This window comes from Pseudomonas brassicacearum, from assembly GCF_003732225.1.
GTDB lineage: Bacteria > Pseudomonadota > Gammaproteobacteria > Pseudomonadales > Pseudomonadaceae > Aquipseudomonas > Aquipseudomonas brassicacearum_E.
This window is the reverse complement of sequence record NZ_MOBJ01000034.1, coordinates 385,890-405,737: the sequence shown is the minus strand read 5'-3', so window position 1 is coordinate 405,737 and position 19,848 is coordinate 385,890. Positions and strand designations below refer to the sequence as shown.

The following is a 19,848-nucleotide window of genomic DNA, read 5'->3' as shown; positions in this document are numbered from 1 at the left end:
TTGACGTTCAAACGTCAAAAGATCGCAGCCTGCGGCAGCTCCTACAGAGGTCTCCGTTACGGTGGGGTGTCCGTGTTATCCAGCGCGCGGTTCACCGCGAGCTCTGCCAGGGCAACCATCTGCTGAATCGCCAGTGCGCTGTTGCGTTTGGGGCCGTCGAGTTCAAACGCCAGGTCGCTGGCCATGACATTGGCCGAGGCCAGGGTTTCGCAGGCGTGGGCCAGCAGGGTTTCGCTGTCGACCTCCGGGGCGATGACGAAGATGCAACTTGGCCGGCGGTCGGCCAGCAACTTCTTGGTTTCAGGTAACAGCAGGTAATGATCGAGCGCCCGGTGGGCGGCGGCGTGGAGTTCTTTCGAGTCGAGGGACGCGTAGGGGGAAACGCTTTCGGCGTTGGCTTCGGGGGGATTGGGTGTGGGCTTGAACATGATGAAACTCCTCAGTGTGCGGAGTCGCAACCTATGGGCTACCAACCAATAGGGTGGCGACTGAACGCAGGTTGGTAGCCCGGCCACCAAGGAAACCGGTGCGCCCGAAGGCGCCCTGCGCACAGCCGCCATAACAAACAGCAGGCGAAAAGAAAGCGCCCACCATGTGGAAATGTCGGCGCTGTGCGCCTTGGAAAACACCGGGCTACCAAACCCGATCGCTGATTTTCAGCGACCCGGAGACGATAGAGCCCAGTGCTCAAGCGCACAAGCCGGCGGATTCTGGCGTAGGTGTAGGGCGTAACGCAAGACGCTGTGGCTCGTGACGAACGCAGTTGCCATGCAATTAAACACCACAAATCTAATGTGGGAGCGAGCTTGCTCGCGATGACGGCGGCACATTCAACATCAATGTTGACTGACCCATCGCCATCGCCATCGCGAGCAAGCTCGCTCCCACATGGATTGCATTTAACTGGCAGGCATTATTGATCGACGGGGGCGGAGTTACAGCAAGCCGAAGACTTTCTTCGCCAGGCTGGTCGCTGCTTCCGCCGGGTTGGCGCGGATACCTTCTTCCTTCTGGGCGATCATCTTGAACAGGCCGTCCAGGGCCTTTTCCGTCACGTAGCCTTCAACGTTGGCACTCTTGGCATCGAGCACGCCGAGGGTTGCCGCCTGCCCGGCGAACGCGTTGTACTGCTTGGCCAGGCCCACCTGGTCGGTGGCTTGTTTGACGATTGGCAGGAACTTGGTGCGGATTTGTTCGCGGCTGGTGTTGTTCAGGTATTGGGTGGCCGAATCCTTGCCGCCGGTGAGGATGCCCTTGGCATCGGTCACGGTCATTTTTTTCACCGCATCCACCAGCAGGGCCTGGGCCTGCGGCATGGCCGCTTCCGCCGCCTTGTTCATACTGGCTTCCAGTTGATCGACCTGAGCCCCCATGCCGAACTGTTTCATCTTGCTGGCGACCTTGCCCAGACTGCCCGGCAGTTCGATCTTCACCTCAGGGTTGTTGCTGAAACCGCCCGGTTTACCGAGCGTGGTGACGGCCGCGACGGCCCCCTGAGCCAGGGCGTCCTTGAGGCCGCCCGAGGCTTCTCCCTGGGAAAGGCTGCCCAGAGACAGCGCCAGTGCGCTGGCAGACATCATCAGACCTGCGCACAGGCCGGCAAAGCGAAGGGTAGGGCGGAGCATGGCAGTTTCCTTGTTCGAAAAAGACAATTAACGGACCGCGTAGACGGCATTAAGCAATTTTATCGGCTTGCAGCGCAGGCGCGGGTTGATCCGCCGCATCTTCGCTGCGATGCAGCGCCACCTGACGGATCGACAAGCGAATTTCCGCCGGCAACACGCGTTTGGCCGCACCCTCGGCCAGTTCGCCGAGCAGTTCGTGATGGCTCAGCTTGCCGGCTTCGTCGCGACGCAAGACGTCGAGGTTCAGCAGGGTCTGGATGAAGTGACGGAACAGGCTCTTGTCGAAGAATTCCGGGGCATTCAGGCCATGCAGGATCGACAGGCGCTGGGCCATGACCGTGCACAAGTCTTCCAGCTCTTCGGCACTGAGGGTGTTCTGGCCGCTGTTGAGCAGCAAGGAAATCGCCATGTAAAAGCGCTGCAAGGTCTGCGCGATGCTCTTGGACAGTAAGGTCAGCAGCACGAAATGCCGCGAGCTTGGCGCCGGGCGCAGGTACACGTTGTTCTCGAAACGCAGCAGGCCTTGTTCGACAAAAGCTTGGAGCCATTGATCGATCACCGCATCCAGTTCGTCCAGCGACCAGCGGATGAACAGCTCCGATTGCAGGTACGGATACAGCGCACGGGTGTAGCGCAGGATCTGTTCGCGGCTCATGCGCGAGGCGCTCTGGAAGAAGCTCGCGAGCAACGCTGGCAGGGCGAAAATGTGCAGCACGTTGTTGCGGTAATAGGTCATCAGGACGGCGTTTTGCTCGTCCAGATACAGGATTTTGCCCAGCGCATCGCTTTGCTCGCAGAGCAGGTCCATGTCCTTGACGTGTTCGATCAACGCGCGGCCGTCACCTTCCGGCAAGGTGGTGTGCGGCGAGTACGGCACGCGGCGCAACAGCGCCAGGTACAGATCGAGCACCCGCGCCATGGCGCGATCGTCCAGCGCCAGACGGCTGGTGGAGAGCAGGGCCAGCGCCACCAGGTTTACCGGGTTGATCGCTGCCGCTTCGTTCAAATGCCGCGCCACGCGCTCGCCGAGGCGGTTGGTGGTTTCGTTGAGCCAGGCCGGTCTGAACTGCGGGCCGAGTTCCTGGGTGCGCCAATCCGGTTGTTCGCTGTCGAGGAATTCCGCCAGTTTGATCGGCTCGCCGAAGTTCACCGCCACCTGGCCGAAGCGCTGCTTGAGCGCGCCGATGACTTTGAAGATGTCGAAGATCGACTCTTTCTTCTTGCTCGCGCCACGCAGTTCACCAAGGTAGGTTCGGCCTTCCAGCACGCGCTCGTAACCGATGTACACCGGGATGAACACGATTGGCATCCGCGACGAGCGCAGGAAGCTGCGCAGGGTGATCGCCAGCATTCCGGTTTTTGGTTGCAGCATGCGCCCGGTGCGCGAACGGCCACCCTCGACGAAGTACTCCACCGGGAAGCCTTTGGTGAACAGGGTGTGCAGGTATTCGTTGAACACCGAGGTGTAGAGCGGATTGCCCTTGAAGGTGCGGCGCATGAAGAACGCCCCGCCACGGCGCAACAGGCCGCCGATCACCGGCATGTTGAGGTTGATCCCGGCGGCGACATGCGGCGGGGTCAGGCCGTTGCGAAACAGCAGGTAGGAGAGCAGCAGGTAGTCGATATGGCTGCGGTGGCAGGGCACGTAGATCACTTCGTGACCCTGGGCGACTTTCTGCACGCCTTCGATGTGGTTGACCTTGATCCCGTCGTAGATCTTGTTCCAGAACCAGCTCAGTACCACTTCCATAAAACGGATCGCGGTGTAGGTGTAGTCCGAGGCGATTTCGTTGCCATAACGCAGCGCTTGAGCTTTGGCCTTCTCCGGTGAAATGTTCTCGCGTTCGGCTTCGTCAAGGATCGCCTGTTTGACCTGCGGCTGATTCAGCAGGCCTTTGACCAGGTTGCGACGGTGGGAAATGTCCGGGCCGATGACCGCGGCTTTCAGGTTGCGAAAGTGCACCCGAAGAATGCGCTGGGCCATGCGCACGGTGAGCTCAAAGCCCTTGTTGTGCTCGATCAGTTCGCGCAGGTTGATCGGCGCGGAGAATTGCACGCGGGTCTTGCGCCCCAGAATCATGATGCTCAACAGTCGGCGCAGACGCCCGGTCACCGCCCAGCTGTCAGCGAAGAGCAATTTCCACGGGCTCGATTCGCTGTCCGGCGATTGGCCCCAGAACACGCTGACCGGGATGATCTGCGCATCTTCGGCGGCATTCTGGCTCAGGGCGCTGACCAGACGGGTCAGGGTCGGTGGCGCGCCGCGTTTGTCCTGGCGGCCGAGCCAGTCGGGTTCCGGCGTCAGGTAGAAAAACGCCGCAGGCTCCAGCAGGTTGCCCACCGACACCGGGAGCACGGGGCGTGGCAGTCCGGCCTTGGTGCATTCGGTATCGAGCACGGCCAGCTCGGTCAGCGAAGGATTTTGCAGGACGTAGAACACCGGACGACTGCGGTCGAGGTTGAGGGTAAAGGACGACTGGTTGATCGTCTCCGAGCGAACCCAGAGGTACAACAGTCGGCGCAAGGTGCCAAACACCAGACGGCGGAACGGGGAGCGGGTCATACGGCTTCTGCTTTAGTTGAAAAAACCGAGCAGGCGCTCGGGGCCGGTAGTGTGCCGGATTCGTCGAAAATCGGCAAAAAAGCGCCGAAGTAAACTTGAGTTGAGAGTTTTTGCGGCTGTCATATACTCGGCCAGCCGTTTGCCACTATCGGCGCTGTTTCTTACAGTAAACCGAGCGCTGGCAAACGTTCTCAAGGCTTGTCCGAGAACAGGCCGACTCAATAATAAAAAAATGGGGGATTGATTGATGGCAACGCGCGAGACCGGCAACGTGAAGTGGTTCAACGACGCCAAGGGCTACGGCTTCATTCAGCGTGAAGACGGAGCAGACGTGTTCGTGCATTACCGCGCGATCCGTGGCGAAGGCCACCGCTCGTTGGCCGAAGGCCAGCAGGTTGAATACGCAGTGGTAGACGGGCAGAAAGGCTTGCAGGCTGAAGACGTAGTCGGTTTGTAAACCCACACTTCGCCTCATACAAAACCACTGTGGGAGCGAGCTTGCTCGCGATGGCGCCATTCGACGCGATATCTACCGCGCGCCTTACACCGCTATCGCGAGCAAGCTCGCTCCCACATTTGATCTCTGTCGGGCATGCCATATTGGGCATCCCACAGGTTCAGGGTTTAAACGGTTTTCCAGGTGATCTCTTCTTCACCATCGACGCTGATGCGAATCCAGCGATCTGCCGACTCTTCACCTTCTTCCTCGACCCAGGTCCCCGGCGCGCAGCGCACTTCGACGTTCAGTGCGGCAAAGGCTGCGCGGGCGCAGGCGATGTCGTCGTCCCACGGCGTCTGGTCGCTTTCCAGGTACAGGCTGTTCCACTTGCCCACGGCTTTTGGCAGCCAGGTCACCGGCACGTTGCCGGCCTTGCACTTGTAGGTCTGACCTTTCTGAACCCAGTCGGTGCAAGGGCCCAGAGCCGCGCCGAGCCAGGTGGCGATGGCCTTGTAGTCGACGTCGGCGTCTTTCAGGTAAATCTCGATATCGGGTTGGCGCATGGATGTTCCTCACTGCGGGTTTCGAAAAATCCATTCGCGGATTTAGCCGGTCTCAAGCCACTGCTCAAGGCCAAAAGTTAAAGGGTTGCTCTCAAACAATTACTGCAGAACGAAATAATCGTAGCGCATCGATACGCTGACTTCGAACGGCTCGGCCTGTTCGATGACGGCCGCCCGGCGTTCGGCACTCGCGCGCCAGCCGTGAGGCGTCATGGCCAGCAGGTTGGCGCGGTCCTGGCCACTCACCAGATTCAGTTTGAATTCCAGGGTTTCGCTGTGTTGCAGCGTCATGCCTTCCGGCACCAGCGCCAGATGCTTGTCATCGGTGTATTCGCGCACTTCGTCGTACAGACGCTCACGCAGTTCCATCAGATGACCGCTGGTCGGCCCGACTTTCATCAAGCCGCCGCCTGGGCTGAGCAGGCGTTTGGCTTCCAGCCAGTCGAGTGGGCTGAACACGCTGGCGAGGAACTGGCAGCTGGCGTCGGCCAACGGCACTCGGGCCATGCTGGCGATCAACCAGGTCAGCTGCGGGTTGCGTTTGCAGGCGCGCTTGACCGCTTCGCGGGAAATATCCAGCGCGTAGCCGTCGGCATTCGGCAGGGCGTCGGCGATTTGCGCGGTGTAGTAACCCTCGCCACAACCGATGTCCAGCCAGCGCTGCGGCGCACGTTCGGCAGCCAACTCGGCGAGACGCTTGGCTACCGGCGCGTAATGCCCGGCATTCAAGAAGTCGCGACGGGCTTCAACCATTGCCTGGTTGTCACCCGGATCACGGCTGTTCTTGTGCTGCACCGGCAGCAGGTTCAGGTAACCCTGACGGGCACGGTCGAAGCGATGCCCAGCCGGGCACGCGACGCCGTTGTCGACCGCGTTCAGCGGCGCGCTGCAGATAGGGCAGGTGAGCATCAGGCGAGCAACTTGATCAGGGTCTGGTAGTAGATTTCGGTCAGTACGTCGAGATCGCTGGCCAGCACTCGCTCGTTGACCTGGTGAATCGTCGCGTTGACCGGGCCAAGTTCGACCACTTGCGTACCCATGGTCGCGATGAAGCGTCCATCCGAAGTGCCGCCGCTGGTGGACGCCTTGGTCTCGCGACCGGTGATGGTCTTGATGCTCACCGACACCGCATCGAGCAGGGCGCCCGGCTCGGTGAGGAACGGCAAACCGGACAGCGCCCAGTCGATGTGCCAGTCCAGGCCATGTTTGTCGAGGATGTCGGCCACTCGCTGTTGCAGGCCTTCAACGGTCGATTCGGTGGAGAAACGGAAGTTGAACACCGCCACCAGATCACCCGGGATCACGTTGGTCGCGCCGGTGCCGGAATTGACATTGGAAATCTGGAAACTGGTCGGCGGGAAGAAATCGTTGCCGTGATCCCAGTGCTCGGCGGCCAGTTCGGCCAGGGCCGGGGCGGCGAGGTGGATCGGGTTCTTTGCCAGGTGCGGGTAAGCCACGTGACCTTGCACACCGCTTACGGTGAGCTTGGCGCCGAGGGAGCCGCGACGGCCGTTCTTGACCACGTCACCGACCAGGGTGGTGCTCGACGGTTCGCCGACGATGCACCAGTCCAGACGTTCCTTACGCGCCGCGAGGCGTTCAACCACAGCTTTGGTGCCGTGATGCGCCGGGCCTTCTTCGTCGCTGGTGATCAGAAACGCAACCTTGCCCTTGTGGTCCGGGTAGTCGGCGACAAACCGCTCGGCCGCCACGGTCATTGCTGCGAGGCTGCCTTTCATGTCTGCCGCGCCACGGCCGCAGAGCATGCCGTGCTCGTCGATCAGCGCATCGAACGGGTCGATCTGCCAGGCCGCCACTGGGCCGGTCGGTACCACGTCGGTGTGACCGGCGAAGCACAGCACCGGGCCTTCGTGTTTGCCGTGGGTGGCCCAGAAGTTATCCACATCTTCGATGCGCATTGGCTCAAGCGCAAAACCGGCATCGCCCAGGCGCTGCATCATCTGCTTCTGGCAATCGGCGTCGACCGGCGTCACGGACGGACGACGGATCAGGTCGATGGCGAGTTGGAGGGTCGGCGAAAGGTCGGCGTGGGCCGTCATGGGAAGCTCCGGAGACTGTCAATGTGGGAGCGAGCTTGCTCGCGATGAACGATGACACGGTTTGTATGACAAACCCCATCGCGAGCAAGCTCGCTCCCACAGGTATTGGGTCAGGCCTTTAGGGCCAAGCCCTGCAAAATGGCGGATATCTTAAAGCAAAACGGCGGCCAGAGGCCGCCGTTTAGTGGTTTGCGCAGATTTAGGCGGCAGGTGCCGGCTCTGTCGCAGGCGTTGGTTTTGGCAGCGAAGACAGGAAGGCCATGATCAGCGCGGCCAGGTACGGCAGCGACTGCACCAGCAACATGGTCACCCAGAAGCGCATGTCGTTGCTCGGGATGCCCTGTACCAGGTAGATCCCCAGCGCAGCGCCCCACAACAGCAGCATGATGAACAGCTCTTCGCGAGCTTCCGAAATCGCTACCCAGAAGCCGTGGTTATCGGCGTTTTTCGGGGTGCGGAAAAACGGAATACTGCTGGTGAAGAAGCCGTACAGCACCGCTTTGGCGATGGTGTGCGACAACGCCAGGCCGGCCAATGCCGCGCAGAATGCGTCCTTCAGGTTGACCCCGACCGCACGGCGGTAGAGGAAGATGATCTTGCCCACCTTGAACACGAACAGCGCCAATGGCGGGATTGCGAAGATCAGCAGCGGTGGATCGACCCGTTGCGGCACGATGATCATCGCCGCCGACCAGAGCAGGGCGCCGACGGTGAAGAAGATGTTCATGCCGTCCGCAACCCACGGCAACCAGCCCGCGAGGAAGTGGTAACGCTGGCCACGGGTCAGCTCGGTGTCCTTGCCACGCAACAGGCTGGCGGTGTGCCGCTTGATGATCTGAATCGCTCCGTAGGCCCAGCGGAAACGCTGTTTCTTGAAGTCGATAAAGGTATCGGGCATCAGGCCCTTGCCATAACTGTTGTGGTGGTACGCCGCCGACAGGCCTTTTTCGAACACCCGCAGCCCCAGCTCGGCGTCTTCGCAGATGCACCAGTCAGCCCAGCCGAGCTCTTCGAGCACCGAACGGCGGGTCATGGTCATGGTGCCGTGCTGGATGATCGCGTCACGGTCGTTGCGGGTGACCATGCCGATGTGGAAGAAGCCTTTATATTCCGCGTAGCAGAGCTTCTTGAAGGTGCTTTCGTTCTGGTCGCGATAGTCCTGCGGCGACTGCACGATGGCGATTTTCGGATCGGCGAAGTGCGGCACCATGTGCTTGAGCCAGTTCGGATCGACACAGTAGTCAGAGTCGATCACGGCGATGACTTCGGCATCCTTGGCGGTGTGCGGCAGCAGGTAGTTCAGCGCGCCGCCCTTGAAACCGGCCAGTGGCGCGACGTGGAAGAACTTGAAGCGCGGGCCGAGGGTTTCGCAATAAGCCTGCACCGGTTCCCAGACCGCCGGGTCCTTGGTGTTGTTGTCTATGATCAGGACTTCGAAGTCCGGATAGTCGAGGTTGGCCAGGGCGTTGAGGGTCTGTTTGACCATCTCCGGCGGTTCGTTGTAGCACGGCACGTGGATCGAGACTTTCGGGCGGTAGTCCGAATCGCCCACCACCGGCAGGAATTCACGCCGGCGTTTGTGGGTCCAGACGGTCTCGGCCAGTTCGTGGGCTTCGGTCAGCAATACGATAAATACCCCGAGCGCACCGAGGGCGAGCAGGAAGCCCACCGTCAGGCTGAACCAGGTGCTGTATTGCTGGCTGTAGTCGTAACCGATCCACACCAGTGCCGAACCGCCGAGGAAAGCGGTGAAGGTCAGGAAGGTCCGACCGCGCTGGCGCAGGGCCGAGCCGTCGATCATCAGCAGGGTCAGGGACAACAACGCCAGGACGCCGGAGCCGACCGCCAGTACCCGCCATTGCGGGATCGCCACGACCGGGCCTTCGAAGTTGAATTTCTGCTGACGCGCGGCGTTGAACACGCCCCAATAAGCGCCCACCGAACCTTCGTCGCTGGCTTTCCATGGCTGGTCAAACGCTTCGATCACGAAGTAGTTGAAGCCCTGGCGGTTGAGCTTGTTCACCAGCGTACGCAGGTAAATCGCCTGGTCAGCCGGGGTCGCATCAGCACCACCGCGCATACGACCGTTGCTCGGCCAGCCCACTTCGGAGAGCAGCAGCGGCTTTTTCGGGAACAGCTTTTTCAGGTCGCGGGCACGGTCCAGAACAAACTGACCGGCCTCGTCCACCGGGATGAATTCCCAATAAGGCAGGATGTGAGCCGCGATCAAGTCGACGTGCTTGGCCAGCATCGGGTTTTCTTCCCAGACGTGCCACTGCTCAGAGGTGGTCACCGGGACCTTTACCGCTGCGCGCACGCGATCGAGGATCACGCTCAATTGCTCGGCGGTGATTTCCTTACGGAAGATCGCTTCGTTACCGACCACCACGCGCACGACGCTGCGCGAGCTGTTGGCGAGTTCGATGGCGCGCTGGATCTCGCGCTCGTTGCGCTCGAGGTCCGGGCTGATCCAGATCCCGAGCGTCACGCGCAGGCCGAATTCTTCCGCCAGTTTCGGGATGTCCTCCAGCGTACCGTCGACGGAGTAGGTCCGAATGTTGTCGGTCAGCTTGCTCATGATCTCCAGGTCGCGACGCATTTCATCGTCGGACGGGAACTGGTTTTTCTGTGGGAACTGGCCTTGTTGGAACGGCGAGTAAGAAAAACCGGAGATCTGCTCAGGCCAGTTGGGGGTCGTGACCGGGCGGTTGATCAGCGCCCAGAAACCGGTGAACAGCGCGGCAATTGCCAGCACTACCACCAGATTGAGTCCAAATTTACGCGATGACATAGCTATTTCGGGTTCCAAAAGGTGTGGAACGAGGGGACGGTTGGCACGCGCCAATCGGCGCGCATCCTACACTGGCCTTCAACTGAGCGTATAGCAGACAGAAAAAAGCCGGACATTGGGCAAGCCATCTTCGCTTAAGTTCTTTTGTGTGACAAAAAATGTACAGATGCTGGCTTAATTAAATCAGGACTCGCTGCCGTTTATAGCGCAAAGATGTTCTTGGCACGCATCGGCCCTATAATGCGCGCCGGTTTTTAGGGTAGTGGTCATGAGTACAGAAGATCCGCGGTTTGCTGGCATTGCCCGTTTGTATGGCATCGAAGGCCTTGCGCGTTTGCGCGCGGCCCATGTGGCGATTGTTGGCGTCGGTGGCGTCGGTTCCTGGGCGGCGGAAGCCATGGCCCGTTGCGGCGTAGGCGAAATCTCGCTGTTCGACCTCGATGACGTGTGCGTCAGCAACGTCAATCGCCAGTTGCACGCACTGGACAGCACCGTCGGCAAGCCCAAGGTCGAAGTGATGGCCGAGCGCCTGCGCGGGATCAACCCGGAATGCACCGTGCACGCGGTGGCGGATTTCGTCACGCGCGAGACCATGGCCGAGTACATCACGCCAAACATCGACTGCGTGATCGATTGCATCGACAGCGTCAACGCCAAGGCTGCGCTGATCGCCTGGTGCAAACGTCGCAAGATCCAGATCATCACCACGGGCGGTGCAGGCGGGCAGATCGATCCGACGCTGATCCAGGTGTGTGACCTGAACCGTACCTTCAATGACCCGCTGGCCTCGAAAGTGCGCTCCACGTTGCGTCGCGATTATGGTTTCTCGCGAACCGTGACCCGCCATTACAGCGTGCCGTGCGTGTTCTCCACTGAGCAGCTGCGCTATCCGAAACCCGATGGCAGCATTTGTTTGCAGAAGAGCTTTGTCGGCGACGGCGTGAAACTCGACTGCGCCGGCGGTTTCGGCGCGGTGATGATGGTGACGGCGACGTTTGGCATGGTCGCCGCGACCAAAGCTGTGGATAAGATCGTTGCGGGTGTGCGGCGCCCGGCGGATCGGGTCAAGCCAGAGGTGTGAAGGTCGTTGCTGATGGCCTCATCGCGAGCAAGCTCGCTCCCACAGGGGAATGCATTTCAACTGTGGGAGCGAGCTTGCTCGCGATGGCGGTTAACCTGCCAACTCATTCATTCGCTGTAATACGGCATTGAGGCCATTGCTGCGCGAAGGAGATAGCTGTCTGCTCAGGCCCAACTGATCAAACCAGTCCGACAAATCCACCTGCTGCAACTCGGCGGCGGATAACCCGTTGACCCGCGCCAGCAGCAACGCCACCAACCCACGAATCAACCGCGCATCGCTGCTGGCGGCAAACTGCCAATGGCCGTCGTGCAACGCGCCCACCAGCCACACCTGGCTTTCGCAGCCGTGCACGCGGTTGGTCTCGACCTTGTCTTCATCGCTCAACGCCGGAAGCCGTTCGCCCCATTGCATCAGCAAGCGAGCGCGTTGCTCCCAGCCAGCAGCGGCCTGAAAGGTTTCCAGTGCGGCAACGGCATCGGCAGGCAGGCTCATCGCAACAACTCCAGCGCCTGATCAAGCGCTTCGAAAAAGCGCTCGAGGTCTTGCGAGTCGTTATACAGCGCCAACGAAACCCGAATCGCTCCCGCCAGCTCGAAGCTTTTCAGCAGCGGCATGGCGCAGTGATGACCGGCGCGCACGGCGATGCCCTGTTCGGTGAGTAGATGCGCCAAATCGGCATTGTGCACGCCTTCGACGACAAAACTGGCCAGCGCCAGTTGCGGCTTGCCCAGCAGACGAATGCCATTGCGCGCCTGCAAGCCCTTCAACAGGTAATCATGCAGCGCGGCTTCGTGGGCGCACACGGCGTCCTGATCCAGTCCTGCCAGATAGTCGAGGGTCGCACCCAGGCCAATCACGCTGGCAATCGGTGGCGTACCGGCTTCAAAGCCCAGCGGGGCCGGGCGGAAACGCGCGTCGTGGTAGTTGGCGTCCAGCACCATCTCGCCGCCGAACTGCCATGGGCGCAGCTGTTGCAAGGCTTCGTTGCTGCCGTAAAGCACGCCGAGACCGTCCGGACCATAGAGCTTGTGGCTGGAAAATACATAGAAGTCGCAGCCCAGCGCCTGCACGTCATGGCGGCCATGGACCACGCCTTGGGCGCCATCGACCACGGTCAAGGCGTTCTGCGCCTTGGCCAGCGCCAGCAACGGCGCTAACGGCTGCCAGGCGCCAAGCACGTTGGACAACTGACTGACGGCCAGCAACCGCGTGCGTGGGCCGATCAACTGAGCGGCGGCATCGAGATCGATCAGGCCGTCCACATCCAGTGGCAACACCACCAGTTTCAGCTCGCGACGGTGCGCCAATTGCTGCCACGGCAACAGGTTGGCGTGATGTTCCAGGGCGCTGATGACAATTTCATCGCCCAGGTTGAATGAGTGTTCCAGGCCATAGGCCAGGAGGTTCAGTGCAGAGGTTGCGCCGTGGGTAAAGATGATTTGCCCGCTGGTACCTGCGTTCAGCCAATGTGCGACTTTGCTGCGGCTGTCTTCGAACGCTTGCGTGGCGTGGGCGCCGGGCAGGTGTTGCGCACGATGGACGTTGGCCGCGCCGTTGGCGTAGTAGTGCGCCAGTGCGTCGAGCAGGGCTTGGGGTTTCTGGGTGGTGGCGGCGTTGTCCAGATAGGTCTGGTCTTGCCGTTGCAGAGCGGCGATGGCCGGAAAATCGGCGCGCCAGGGCGAAGTAATCATCATATGTTCGGCCCTGTGAACATGGGCGGGTGTAGGCCAGACCCTGTGGGAGCGAGCTTGCTCGCGAAGGCGTCCTTGAGGTCGCCAAAAGCTTCGCGAGCAAGCTCGCTCCCACAGGTGATCATTTGAGGCTGCTTAGTTGTGAGCGTGCAGCGCTTCGTTCAGTTCGATGGCCGATTTGTGGGTTTTGCATTCCACCGCACCGGTCTCCGAATTGCGGCGGAACAACAGGTCAGGCTGGCCGGCCAGTTCGCGGGCCTTGAGCACTTTGACCAGTTTGTTGTTCTCGTCCAGCAGTGCCACTTTGGTGCCAGCGGTCACGTACAGGCCCGACTCAACGGTGTTGCGGTCGCCCAACGGAATGCCGATACCGGCGTTCGCGCCGATCAGGCAGCCTTCGCCGACCTTGATCACGATGTTGCCGCCGCCCGACAGGGTGCCCATGGTCGAGCAGCCGCCGCCCAGGTCCGAACCCTTGCCGACGAAGACGCCCGCAGAGACGCGGCCTTCGATCATGCCCGGGCCTTCGGTGCCGGCGTTGAAGTTGACGAAACCTTCGTGCATCACGGTGGTGCCTTCGCCCACGTAGGCACCCAGACGGATCCGTGCGGCGTCAGCGATACGCACGCCGGCCGGTACGACGTAGTCGGTCATTTTCGGGAACTTGTCGACCGAGAACACTTCCAGCAGCTCGCCACGCAGACGCGCTTCCAGTTGATGCTCGGCCAGCTCGTTCAGGTCGATTGCGCCTTGGCTGGTCCAGGCGACGTTCGGCAGCAACGGGAAGATTCCGGCCAGGTTCAGGCCATGTGGCTTGACCAGGCGATGGGACAACAGATGCAGCTTGAGGTAGGCCTCAGGGGTGGAGCTCAGCTGCGCGTCTTCGGCCAGCAGGGTGGCGACCAGCGGCTTGTGGCTTTCCGCCAGACGGGTCAGCAGCGCCGCTTGTGCAGCGTCAACGCTTTTCAGGGCTTCAGCCAGTTGCGCGGCCTGAGCGGTGCTGAAGGCGATGGCCTGATTGCCTTCGGTGTAGCCCAGAATCGGGGCAATAGCGGCGACGAGCTCAGCCGATGGCTTGAGAACCGGGGCTGCGTAAAACACTTCCAGCCATGCACCTTGACGGTTTTGAGTGCCGACACCAAAGGCCAGGCTGAACAGGGTAGTGGACATGTTTATACCTCTAACAAAATTGAACGGGCTGGCTTACTTGAGCGCTGCCGCGTAAATGTCTGGCTTGAAGCCAATCAGGGTTCGGTCACCGAGATCGAGCACCGGGCGCTTGATCATCGAAGGCTGTGCGAGCATCAGTTCGATAGCTTTCGTCTGGTCGAGATCGGCTTTGCGTTCGTCATCGAGTTTGCGAAAGGTCGTGCCTGCACGGTTGAGCACCACTTGCCAGCCGTGCTCGTTGCACCACTGGGTCAGGTGTTCACGGTCGATTCCGGCCGTTTTGTAATCATGAAAATCAAAGCTCACAGCGTATTCATCGAGCCAGGTGCGCGCCTTTTTCATGGTGTCGCAGGCTTTGATGCCGAAAAGGTGCAACGTTTTGCTTGAAGCGGTCAAGGAATTGCCCCCCTTTGGAGCTGCTGAAAATAAAAGGTGACGGATTATGCCATGACCGAGCGGGTTCGGCGTCGGCCGCGACCGGGCTTTGCCACATTGTGCGATAGGTTGGCGGGCCGGGAGCGACCTTTGTGCAAAGGTCAGGTTGTAGCCTAAACGTCTAATATGGCACTTCGACGGCAGCGTGTTACCAGATGTGTGCCGTTGCTGATGCATGAAGTTCGCGAGGCCAGGCGCAAAAAGCGCTATAGCTCAGGCGTTGGTGTTTCAGTTGGACGTGCAGGAGCGTCGTTTGCGCCTCAAGGCTTTGCGTGCCCAACGATTGGAGTTGTACACGCTCAGTCGTCATCACCCGATGGGTGATGACGTGCGGTGAGAAGTGTTGGGTGAGTTTGAATTGAGTGAAACTAACGTGGGCCAAGTTAAATGCCCGAATATTTGATGGGCTGCACGTTATCTGACTTATTTGTTTTGTGGTTCAGGGTAAGGATAAGCCTTGGCCATGAAGGCTTTATCCGCTTCGCTGAGTACTTCGTTGAGTTCGATTTCAAAGTCGCCAATTGTCCATTCCTGTTGGACTTCATAGTGCATGATAGAGAGCGGGTCGTAAGGCGAGTAATTGACTTCGCTGGCGTCAAGAGTGTCAAAGTAGCGCTCGTCAACTTCTCGCTTTATATATCGATTTTGTGCATCGTCTACCTCTGTCACACCGTGAGCCTCGTAGACCGCTTGTTTGTTCCAGGGGATATTTACTTCAGGGTGCAGGTGTTCATGTTCGGCACCCAGGGCGTGCCCAAACTCGTGAATCACATTGGGTATGAACCCGTACCACAAAAGATCCGGTGACAGGCTCATGGTGGCACCCTCGGTTTCCAGTAGAGCGTTGGTGCCAGTATAGGACCAGTAATAGCCCCGGGTGCTGGTGATGCGGATCTCGCCCTCTGTGCCCTCGACAAAATCGAGTGTCAGGTTGATGTGGGGTTGCCAGGTGAGTGCGGCAGCCTTGACGATGTCCTTGAATGCTTGGTCGCCGTCCAGGAAGGCAATACGTAACGTTCGTCCCGGTGCCCAGAAGTTGGTGTGTTTGGCGATAGCCCTCTTTTTTCGACCGGAAACAGAGGTGGGCTGATTGGCCGGGTTTTCGCGGATGGCGGCTTCGTAAGACGCGTTAATGTCTTGCGGCTTTTTAGTAAAGCAACGTTGTGCTGTGTTCATCAATAAACATCCTTGTTTTCAGAGTGAAAATAACCGTTTGGTTTTTATTGGCCATGACGTGAGTGAGTGGTAAGTTGTTAATAAGCTAACGGTGAAGGATGAGAGTAATCGTCTGCGCAAAGAGCGAGAAGTTTAAATTGAAAGGCTTGTATTGCTTTATGTTTGAGTGCGTCTGCACGGCATTGCACCGTGCAGGTATTAAACATTATTAGCGACGGCGTTTGATGAAGTCGCGAATCCGTTCAGCGGCCTCAACGCACTCTGCCAGCGGTGCAACCAACGCCAGGCGCACACGCCCGGCGCCGGGATTGACCCCGTCCACTTCACGGGACAGATAAGACCCCGGCACCACCGTCACATGTTCTTCGACAAACAGGTCACGGCAGAACGCGGCATCGTCGCCTTCAACATTCGGCCACAGGTAGAAACCGCCGTCCGGGCGCTGTACGTCCATCACCGGGCTGAGGATTTCCAGTACCGCATCGTATTTCTCGCGGTACAGCGCACGGTTGGCGCTTACGTGAACTTCGTCGTTCCACGCGGCAACGCTGGCGAGTTGGGTCTGAACCGGCATGGCGCAGCCGTGGTAGGTGCGATAGAGCAGGAAGCCTTTGAGAATCTCGGCATCACCGGCGACGAAACCCGAGCGCAGGCCCGGCAGGTTGGAACGCTTGGACAGGCTGTGGAACACCACGCAGCGTTTGAAGTCCTTGCGGCCCAGTTCCACGCAGGCGCTGAGCAGGCCAGGCGGTGGTGTCTGTTCGTTGAAGTAGAGCTCGCTATAGCACTCGTCGGCAGCAATCACGAAGTCGTGTTTGTCGGCCAGGGCGATCAGTTTTTTCAGGGTTTCGACCGGGATCAGCGCGCCAGTCGGGTTGCCCGGCGAGCACAGGAACAGGATCTGGCAGCGTTTCCAGATGTCGTCCGACACCGCGTCGAAGTCCGGGTTGAAGCCGTTTTCATCCAGGCACGGCAGGTAATGCGGTTTGGCGCCGGCGAGGAACGCAGCGCCTTCATAGATCTGGTAGAACGGGTTCGGGCTGACGATCAGTGCGTCGTCACCGCGATTGACCACGGTTTGAGTGAAGGCAAACAGCGCTTCGCGAGTGCCGTTGACGGGCAGCACGTTGCGCGCCGGGTCGATCCAGCCGCTTGGCACGTTGAAGCGACGTTCGCACCAGCCGGCAATCGCTTCGCGCAATGCGGGAATACCGAGGGTGGTCGGGTAGACGGCCATCTGATCCAGGTTGCTCGCCAGCGCTTGCGCGACAAAGCTTGGCGAACGGTGCTTCGGCTCGCCGATCGACAGCGCAATCGGACGCTTGTCAGGGTTTGGCGTGACCGCACCGAGCAGGGCGCGCAGTTTCTCGAACGGGTAAGGCTGGAGCTGGTTCAGGGCGTTGTTCATCGGTGCGGGGTCTCGTTCAATGTGGGAGCGAGCCTGCTCGCGATAGCAATAAATCAGTCACTGGCGATGCTGAGTGGACTGACGCCATCGCGAGCAGGCTCGCTCCCACAGGGGGAAATTTGTTGATTCAGATGCTGATGCGTGAAAGTTTGATATCCGGTTCGGGGCTGACGCTCAGTTGTTCGACGATCGCATCCTGCAAACGGCTGCACAGCTGTGGGTCGGACAACGGGTGGTTGTTCGCGTCAGTGATGAAGAATACGTCTTCGACCCGCTCACCGAGGGTGGCAATCTTGGCGTTCTGCAGCGACAGGTCGAATTCGAGAAAGATTGTTCCGATCCGCGCCAGCAGGCCCGGACGGTCGGGGGCGCTGAGTTCCAGCACCGTCACCTGGCGCTGGGCGTCGTTGTGGATCGTCACTTGCGGCGCGAAGGCGAAATGCTTGAGCTGGCGCGGCACCCGACGCTGGATGATGGTCGGGTAGTCGTCGGGGTTGCGCAGAGCCTCGGTCAGGCCGTCGCGGATCTGCTTGACCCGCGCCGGGTTGTCGCCGATCGAGTCGCCGTCGGTGTCGAGCACGATGTAGGTGTCGAGGGTGAACTGGCTGGTAGAGGTAATAACCCGGGCGTCGTGAATGTTCAGGTTGAGCTGGTCCATCGCCGCCACGGTCACGGCGAAGAAGTCGTGCTGGTCCGGCGCGTAGATGAAGATCTGCGTACCGCCCTCGAACTCGCGCTGGGTGGTTTCCTTGATCAGCACCAGTGGCCCGCCGTCGGCCGGCTGCTGGAGGATGGCATCACTGTGCCAGGCCACGTCGCCGGCGGTGTGACGCAGGAAGTAGTCATCACCCAGCTGCGACCAGAGTTGCTCGACGTCGTCCGGATCGGTGCCGCTGCGCACCAGAATATCCAGGGCTGCGCTCTGGGTCTGGCGAATCTGTTCTTCGCGGTCGACGGGGTTTTCCAGGCCGCGACGCAAGGCCCGCTTGGTCTCGGTGTAGAGCTGGCGCAACAGGCTGGCGCGCCAGGAGTTCCATAGCGTCGGATTGGTGGCGTTGATGTCGGCGACGGTCAGCACGTACAGGTAATCGAGGCGGGTTTCGTCACCGACGACCTGCGCGAAGTCGTGGATCACTTGCGGGTCGGACAGGTCCTTGCGCTGCGCGGTGGTCGACATCACCAGGTGGTTCTGTACCAGCCAGACAATCAGCCGGCTGTCCCACACGGGCAGTTGGTGCCGCTGGCAGAACGCTTCGGCGTCGACCGCGCCGATGTCCGAGTGATCGCCATGCCGACCCTTGCCGATGTCGTGGTACAGCCCGGCGAGGTAGATCAGCTCGGGCTTGGGCAGTTTGCCCATGAGCTTGCTGGCCAGCGGGAATTTTTCGGACACCTGGGTGTACTGCAACTTACGCAGGTGCTTGATCAGGTTCAGGGTATGGGCGTCGACCGTGTAAATATGGAACAGGTCGTGCTGCATCTGCCCGACGATAAAACCGAACTCCGGCAGGTAGCGCCCGAGAATACCGTAACGGTTCATCCGTCGCAGGTTGCGGTGGATGCCGATCTTGCATTTGAACAGTTCGATGAACAGGCTGGTGTTGCGAATGTCGTTGCGGAAGTCGTCGTCGATCAGGTGCCGGTGTTCCCGCAGCAGACGAATAGTGTCAGCCCGCACGCCTTTGATTTCCGGCTGTTGGGCCATCAGCACAAAGATTTCCAGCATGGCAAACGGCGTGCGCCTGAACACGTTGGTGTTGATCGCCTCGATGTAGCCGTCATGCAACTGGAAGCGCGAGTTGATCGGTTGTGGCGGCGCTTCATCTTCCGGCGCGAGGATGACTTCCTCGAAATGCTGGATGATCAGGTCGCTGAGCTGGGCAATGCTCATTACCACGCGGTAGTACTGTTGCATGAAGTTTTCGATGGCGTGTTTCGCGTCTTCGCCTACGAAGCCCAGCAGCCCGGCAATCGAGCGCTGATGATCGAACAGCAAGCGGTCCTCGGCGCGCCCGGCCAGCATGTGCAGGGCGTAGCGAACCTTCCACAGAAATTCCTGGGACGAGGCCAGCAGGGCGTTTTCGCTTTCGACCAGGAAGCCTTCGCCAGCGAGGGCGCGCAGGTTCAGCGTGCCGTATTGGCGGCGTGCCACCCAGAGAATCGTCTGAATATCCCGTAGGCCGCCGGGCGAGCCTTTGACGTTGGGTTCCAGGTTGTATTCGGTGTCGTTGTATTTGTGGTGACGCGCTTTTTGTTCGGTGTGTTTGGCCAGGAAGAACTCCTTGGCCGGCCACATGTGTTCGGTGCTGGTGACATCGAGCATGCGCTGACGCAGATGCTCGGGGCCGGCAATGGTGCGGCTTTCCATCAGGTTGGTGATCACCGTCAGGTCAGCGCGGGCTTGTTCGGCACATTCGTCCACTGAGCGTACGCTTTGGCCGACCTCCAGACCGATGTCCCACAGCAGGGTCAGAAAACGCTCGATGGAATCGCGGAAAACTTCGTGATCGGCGTTGTCCAGCAAGATCAGCAAATCAATGTCGGAGTAGGGGTGCAACTCGCCGCGACCATAGCCGCCGACGGCGACCAGCGCGATGTCGGCATCTTCACTCCAGTCGAACTGCTCCCAGGCCTTTTGCAGGATGTTATCGACGAACCAGGCACGATCCTCGATCAGCCGGCGAATGTCCCGCCCGCTACGAAAGCGTGCGTCGAGCACCTCTCGCGCCTGGCGGATCGCCTTCTTGAAGGCCGCAATCGGGCTTGCCTTCAGGGCCAGTTCAGCCTGGAACTGGCCGCGGTCGAAGAGTTCGGGATCCACCTGCGGCATCGATTGGCTTTCC

At 60.2% G+C, this 19,848-nt stretch carries 16 protein-coding genes; 2 read left to right on the top strand and 14 right to left on the bottom strand.

Going from position 1 to position 19,848, the window contains the following annotated elements; translation table 11 throughout:
• Positions 1-56 precede the first annotated feature (56 nt).
• The 3 genes from BK659_RS26460 to plsB all read right to left on the bottom strand — a co-directional run bounded on the left by BK659_RS26460 (position 57) and on the right by plsB (position 4,188).
• Positions 57-428, bottom strand: coding sequence for a DUF6124 family protein (locus BK659_RS26460; protein ID WP_123428539.1), 372 nt, complete (start codon positions 426-428; stop codon positions 57-59).
• A 507-nt stretch (positions 429-935) separates the two neighbouring features.
• A complete protein-coding gene (locus BK659_RS26455; protein ID WP_123428537.1) occupies positions 936-1,625 on the bottom strand; it encodes a DUF4197 domain-containing protein in 690 nt (229 codons plus the stop codon).
• 49 nt (positions 1,626-1,674) lie between these two features.
• Positions 1,675-4,188: a glycerol-3-phosphate 1-O-acyltransferase PlsB gene (gene plsB, locus BK659_RS26450; RefSeq protein ID WP_123428535.1), complete on the bottom strand. Its 2,514-nt coding sequence runs from the start codon at positions 4,186-4,188 to the stop codon at positions 1,675-1,677.
• Positions 4,189-4,435: 247 nt separating this feature from the next.
• On the opposite strand from plsB, the gene BK659_RS26445 reads away from it, so the two are divergent.
• Complete coding sequence (locus tag BK659_RS26445; protein ID WP_054595898.1) at positions 4,436-4,645, top strand: cold shock domain-containing protein; 210 nt, start codon at positions 4,436-4,438, stop codon at positions 4,643-4,645.
• Positions 4,646-4,812: 167 nt separating this feature from the next.
• Here the strand turns inward: BK659_RS26445 and BK659_RS26440 are convergent, their stop codons facing one another.
• From BK659_RS26440 to BK659_RS26425, 4 genes are all read right to left on the bottom strand, one after another.
• Entirely contained in the window at positions 4,813-5,190 is a 378-nt protein-coding gene (locus BK659_RS26440; RefSeq protein ID WP_123428533.1) for a hypothetical protein, read from the bottom strand.
• Positions 5,191-5,289: 99 nt separating this feature from the next.
• Positions 5,290-6,099: a putative RNA methyltransferase gene (locus tag BK659_RS26435; protein ID WP_123428531.1), complete on the bottom strand. Its 810-nt coding sequence runs from the start codon at positions 6,097-6,099 to the stop codon at positions 5,290-5,292.
• On the bottom strand, positions 6,099-7,250 hold the full coding sequence (gene dapE / locus BK659_RS26430) for a succinyl-diaminopimelate desuccinylase (protein ID WP_123428529.1): 1,152 nt from the start codon (positions 7,248-7,250) through the stop codon (positions 6,099-6,101). Before dapE ends, BK659_RS26435 begins: the two co-directional genes overlap by 1 nt.
• A gap of 199 nt (positions 7,251-7,449) precedes the next feature.
• Positions 7,450-10,041 carry a glycosyltransferase gene (locus tag BK659_RS26425; RefSeq protein WP_123428527.1) on the bottom strand — a complete coding sequence of 864 codons (2,592 nt, stop codon included), beginning with the start codon at positions 10,039-10,041 and terminating at the stop codon, positions 7,450-7,452.
• A gap of 268 nt (positions 10,042-10,309) precedes the next feature.
• On the opposite strand from BK659_RS26425, the gene tcdA reads away from it, so the two are divergent.
• Entirely contained in the window at positions 10,310-11,122 is an 813-nt protein-coding gene (gene tcdA, locus BK659_RS26420; RefSeq protein WP_185015475.1) for a tRNA cyclic N6-threonylcarbamoyladenosine(37) synthase TcdA, read from the top strand.
• Between the two features lie 90 nt (positions 11,123-11,212).
• Here the strand turns inward: tcdA and BK659_RS26415 are convergent, their stop codons facing one another.
• From BK659_RS26415 to BK659_RS26385, 7 genes are all read right to left on the bottom strand, one after another.
• Positions 11,213-11,617, bottom strand: a complete 405-nt coding sequence (locus tag BK659_RS26415; RefSeq protein WP_123428523.1) for a SufE family protein — start codon at positions 11,615-11,617, stop codon at positions 11,213-11,215.
• Positions 11,614-12,819, bottom strand: coding sequence for an aminotransferase class V-fold PLP-dependent enzyme (locus BK659_RS26410; RefSeq protein ID WP_123428521.1), 1,206 nt, complete (start codon positions 12,817-12,819; stop codon positions 11,614-11,616). The genes BK659_RS26415 and BK659_RS26410 overlap by 4 nt, the downstream gene beginning before the upstream one ends.
• 132 nt (positions 12,820-12,951) lie before the next feature.
• Positions 12,952-13,986, bottom strand: coding sequence for a 2,3,4,5-tetrahydropyridine-2,6-dicarboxylate N-succinyltransferase (dapD, locus tag BK659_RS26405; protein ID WP_123428519.1), 1,035 nt, complete (start codon positions 13,984-13,986; stop codon positions 12,952-12,954).
• Positions 13,987-14,019: 33 nt separating this feature from the next.
• Positions 14,020-14,328 carry an arsenate reductase gene (locus BK659_RS26400; protein ID WP_259740318.1) on the bottom strand — a complete coding sequence of 103 codons (309 nt, stop codon included), beginning with the start codon at positions 14,326-14,328 and terminating at the stop codon, positions 14,020-14,022.
• Positions 14,329-14,844: 516 nt separating this feature from the next.
• Positions 14,845-15,597 (bottom strand): zinc metalloprotease, encoded by a 753-nt coding sequence (locus tag BK659_RS26395; RefSeq protein WP_123428515.1) that lies wholly within the window; start codon positions 15,595-15,597, stop codon positions 14,845-14,847.
• 208 nt (positions 15,598-15,805) lie between these two features.
• A complete protein-coding gene (gene dapC, locus BK659_RS26390; RefSeq protein ID WP_123428513.1) occupies positions 15,806-17,005 on the bottom strand; it encodes a succinyldiaminopimelate transaminase in 1,200 nt (399 codons plus the stop codon).
• 127 nt (positions 17,006-17,132) lie between these two features.
• Positions 17,133-19,835 carry a [protein-PII] uridylyltransferase gene (locus BK659_RS26385; RefSeq protein ID WP_123428511.1) on the bottom strand — a complete coding sequence of 901 codons (2,703 nt, stop codon included), beginning with the start codon at positions 19,833-19,835 and terminating at the stop codon, positions 17,133-17,135.
• Between the last annotated feature and the right edge of the window lie 13 nt (positions 19,836-19,848).

What these genes read in the sequence shown, in the direction of transcription:
- BK659_RS26415 (WP_123428523.1), bottom strand. Translation starts at nt 11,617, where the DNA reads ATGAGCCTGCCTGCCGATGCCGTTGCCGCACTGGAAACCTTTCAGGCC.
- dapD (WP_123428519.1), bottom strand. Translation starts at nt 13,986, where the DNA reads ATGTCCACTACCCTGTTCAGCCTGGCCTTTGGTGTCGGCACTCAAAAC.
- BK659_RS26385 (WP_123428511.1), bottom strand. Translation starts at nt 19,835, where the DNA reads ATGCCGCAGGTGGATCCCGAACTCTTCGACCGCGGCCAGTTCCAGGCT.
- dapE (WP_123428529.1), bottom strand. Translation starts at nt 7,250, where the DNA reads ATGACGGCCCACGCCGACCTTTCGCCGACCCTCCAACTCGCCATCGAC.
- tcdA (WP_185015475.1), top strand. Translation starts at nt 10,310, where the DNA reads ATGAGTACAGAAGATCCGCGGTTTGCTGGCATTGCCCGTTTGTATGGC.
- BK659_RS26395 (WP_123428515.1), bottom strand. Translation starts at nt 15,597, where the DNA reads ATGAACACAGCACAACGTTGCTTTACTAAAAAGCCGCAAGACATTAAC.
- BK659_RS26455 (WP_123428537.1), bottom strand. Translation starts at nt 1,625, where the DNA reads ATGCTCCGCCCTACCCTTCGCTTTGCCGGCCTGTGCGCAGGTCTGATG.
- BK659_RS26440 (WP_123428533.1), bottom strand. Translation starts at nt 5,190, where the DNA reads ATGCGCCAACCCGATATCGAGATTTACCTGAAAGACGCCGACGTCGAC.
- BK659_RS26400 (WP_259740318.1), bottom strand. Translation starts at nt 14,328, where the DNA reads ATGAAAAAGGCGCGCACCTGGCTCGATGAATACGCTGTGAGCTTTGAT.
- BK659_RS26425 (WP_123428527.1), bottom strand. Translation starts at nt 10,041, where the DNA reads ATGTCATCGCGTAAATTTGGACTCAATCTGGTGGTAGTGCTGGCAATT.
- BK659_RS26445 (WP_054595898.1), top strand. Translation starts at nt 4,436, where the DNA reads ATGGCAACGCGCGAGACCGGCAACGTGAAGTGGTTCAACGACGCCAAG.
- BK659_RS26460 (WP_123428539.1), bottom strand. Translation starts at nt 428, where the DNA reads ATGTTCAAGCCCACACCCAATCCCCCCGAAGCCAACGCCGAAAGCGTT.
- plsB (WP_123428535.1), bottom strand. Translation starts at nt 4,188, where the DNA reads ATGACCCGCTCCCCGTTCCGCCGTCTGGTGTTTGGCACCTTGCGCCGA.
- BK659_RS26435 (WP_123428531.1), bottom strand. Translation starts at nt 6,099, where the DNA reads ATGCTCACCTGCCCTATCTGCAGCGCGCCGCTGAACGCGGTCGACAAC.
- dapC (WP_123428513.1), bottom strand. Translation starts at nt 17,005, where the DNA reads ATGAACAACGCCCTGAACCAGCTCCAGCCTTACCCGTTCGAGAAACTG.
- BK659_RS26410 (WP_123428521.1), bottom strand. Translation starts at nt 12,819, where the DNA reads ATGATGATTACTTCGCCCTGGCGCGCCGATTTTCCGGCCATCGCCGCT.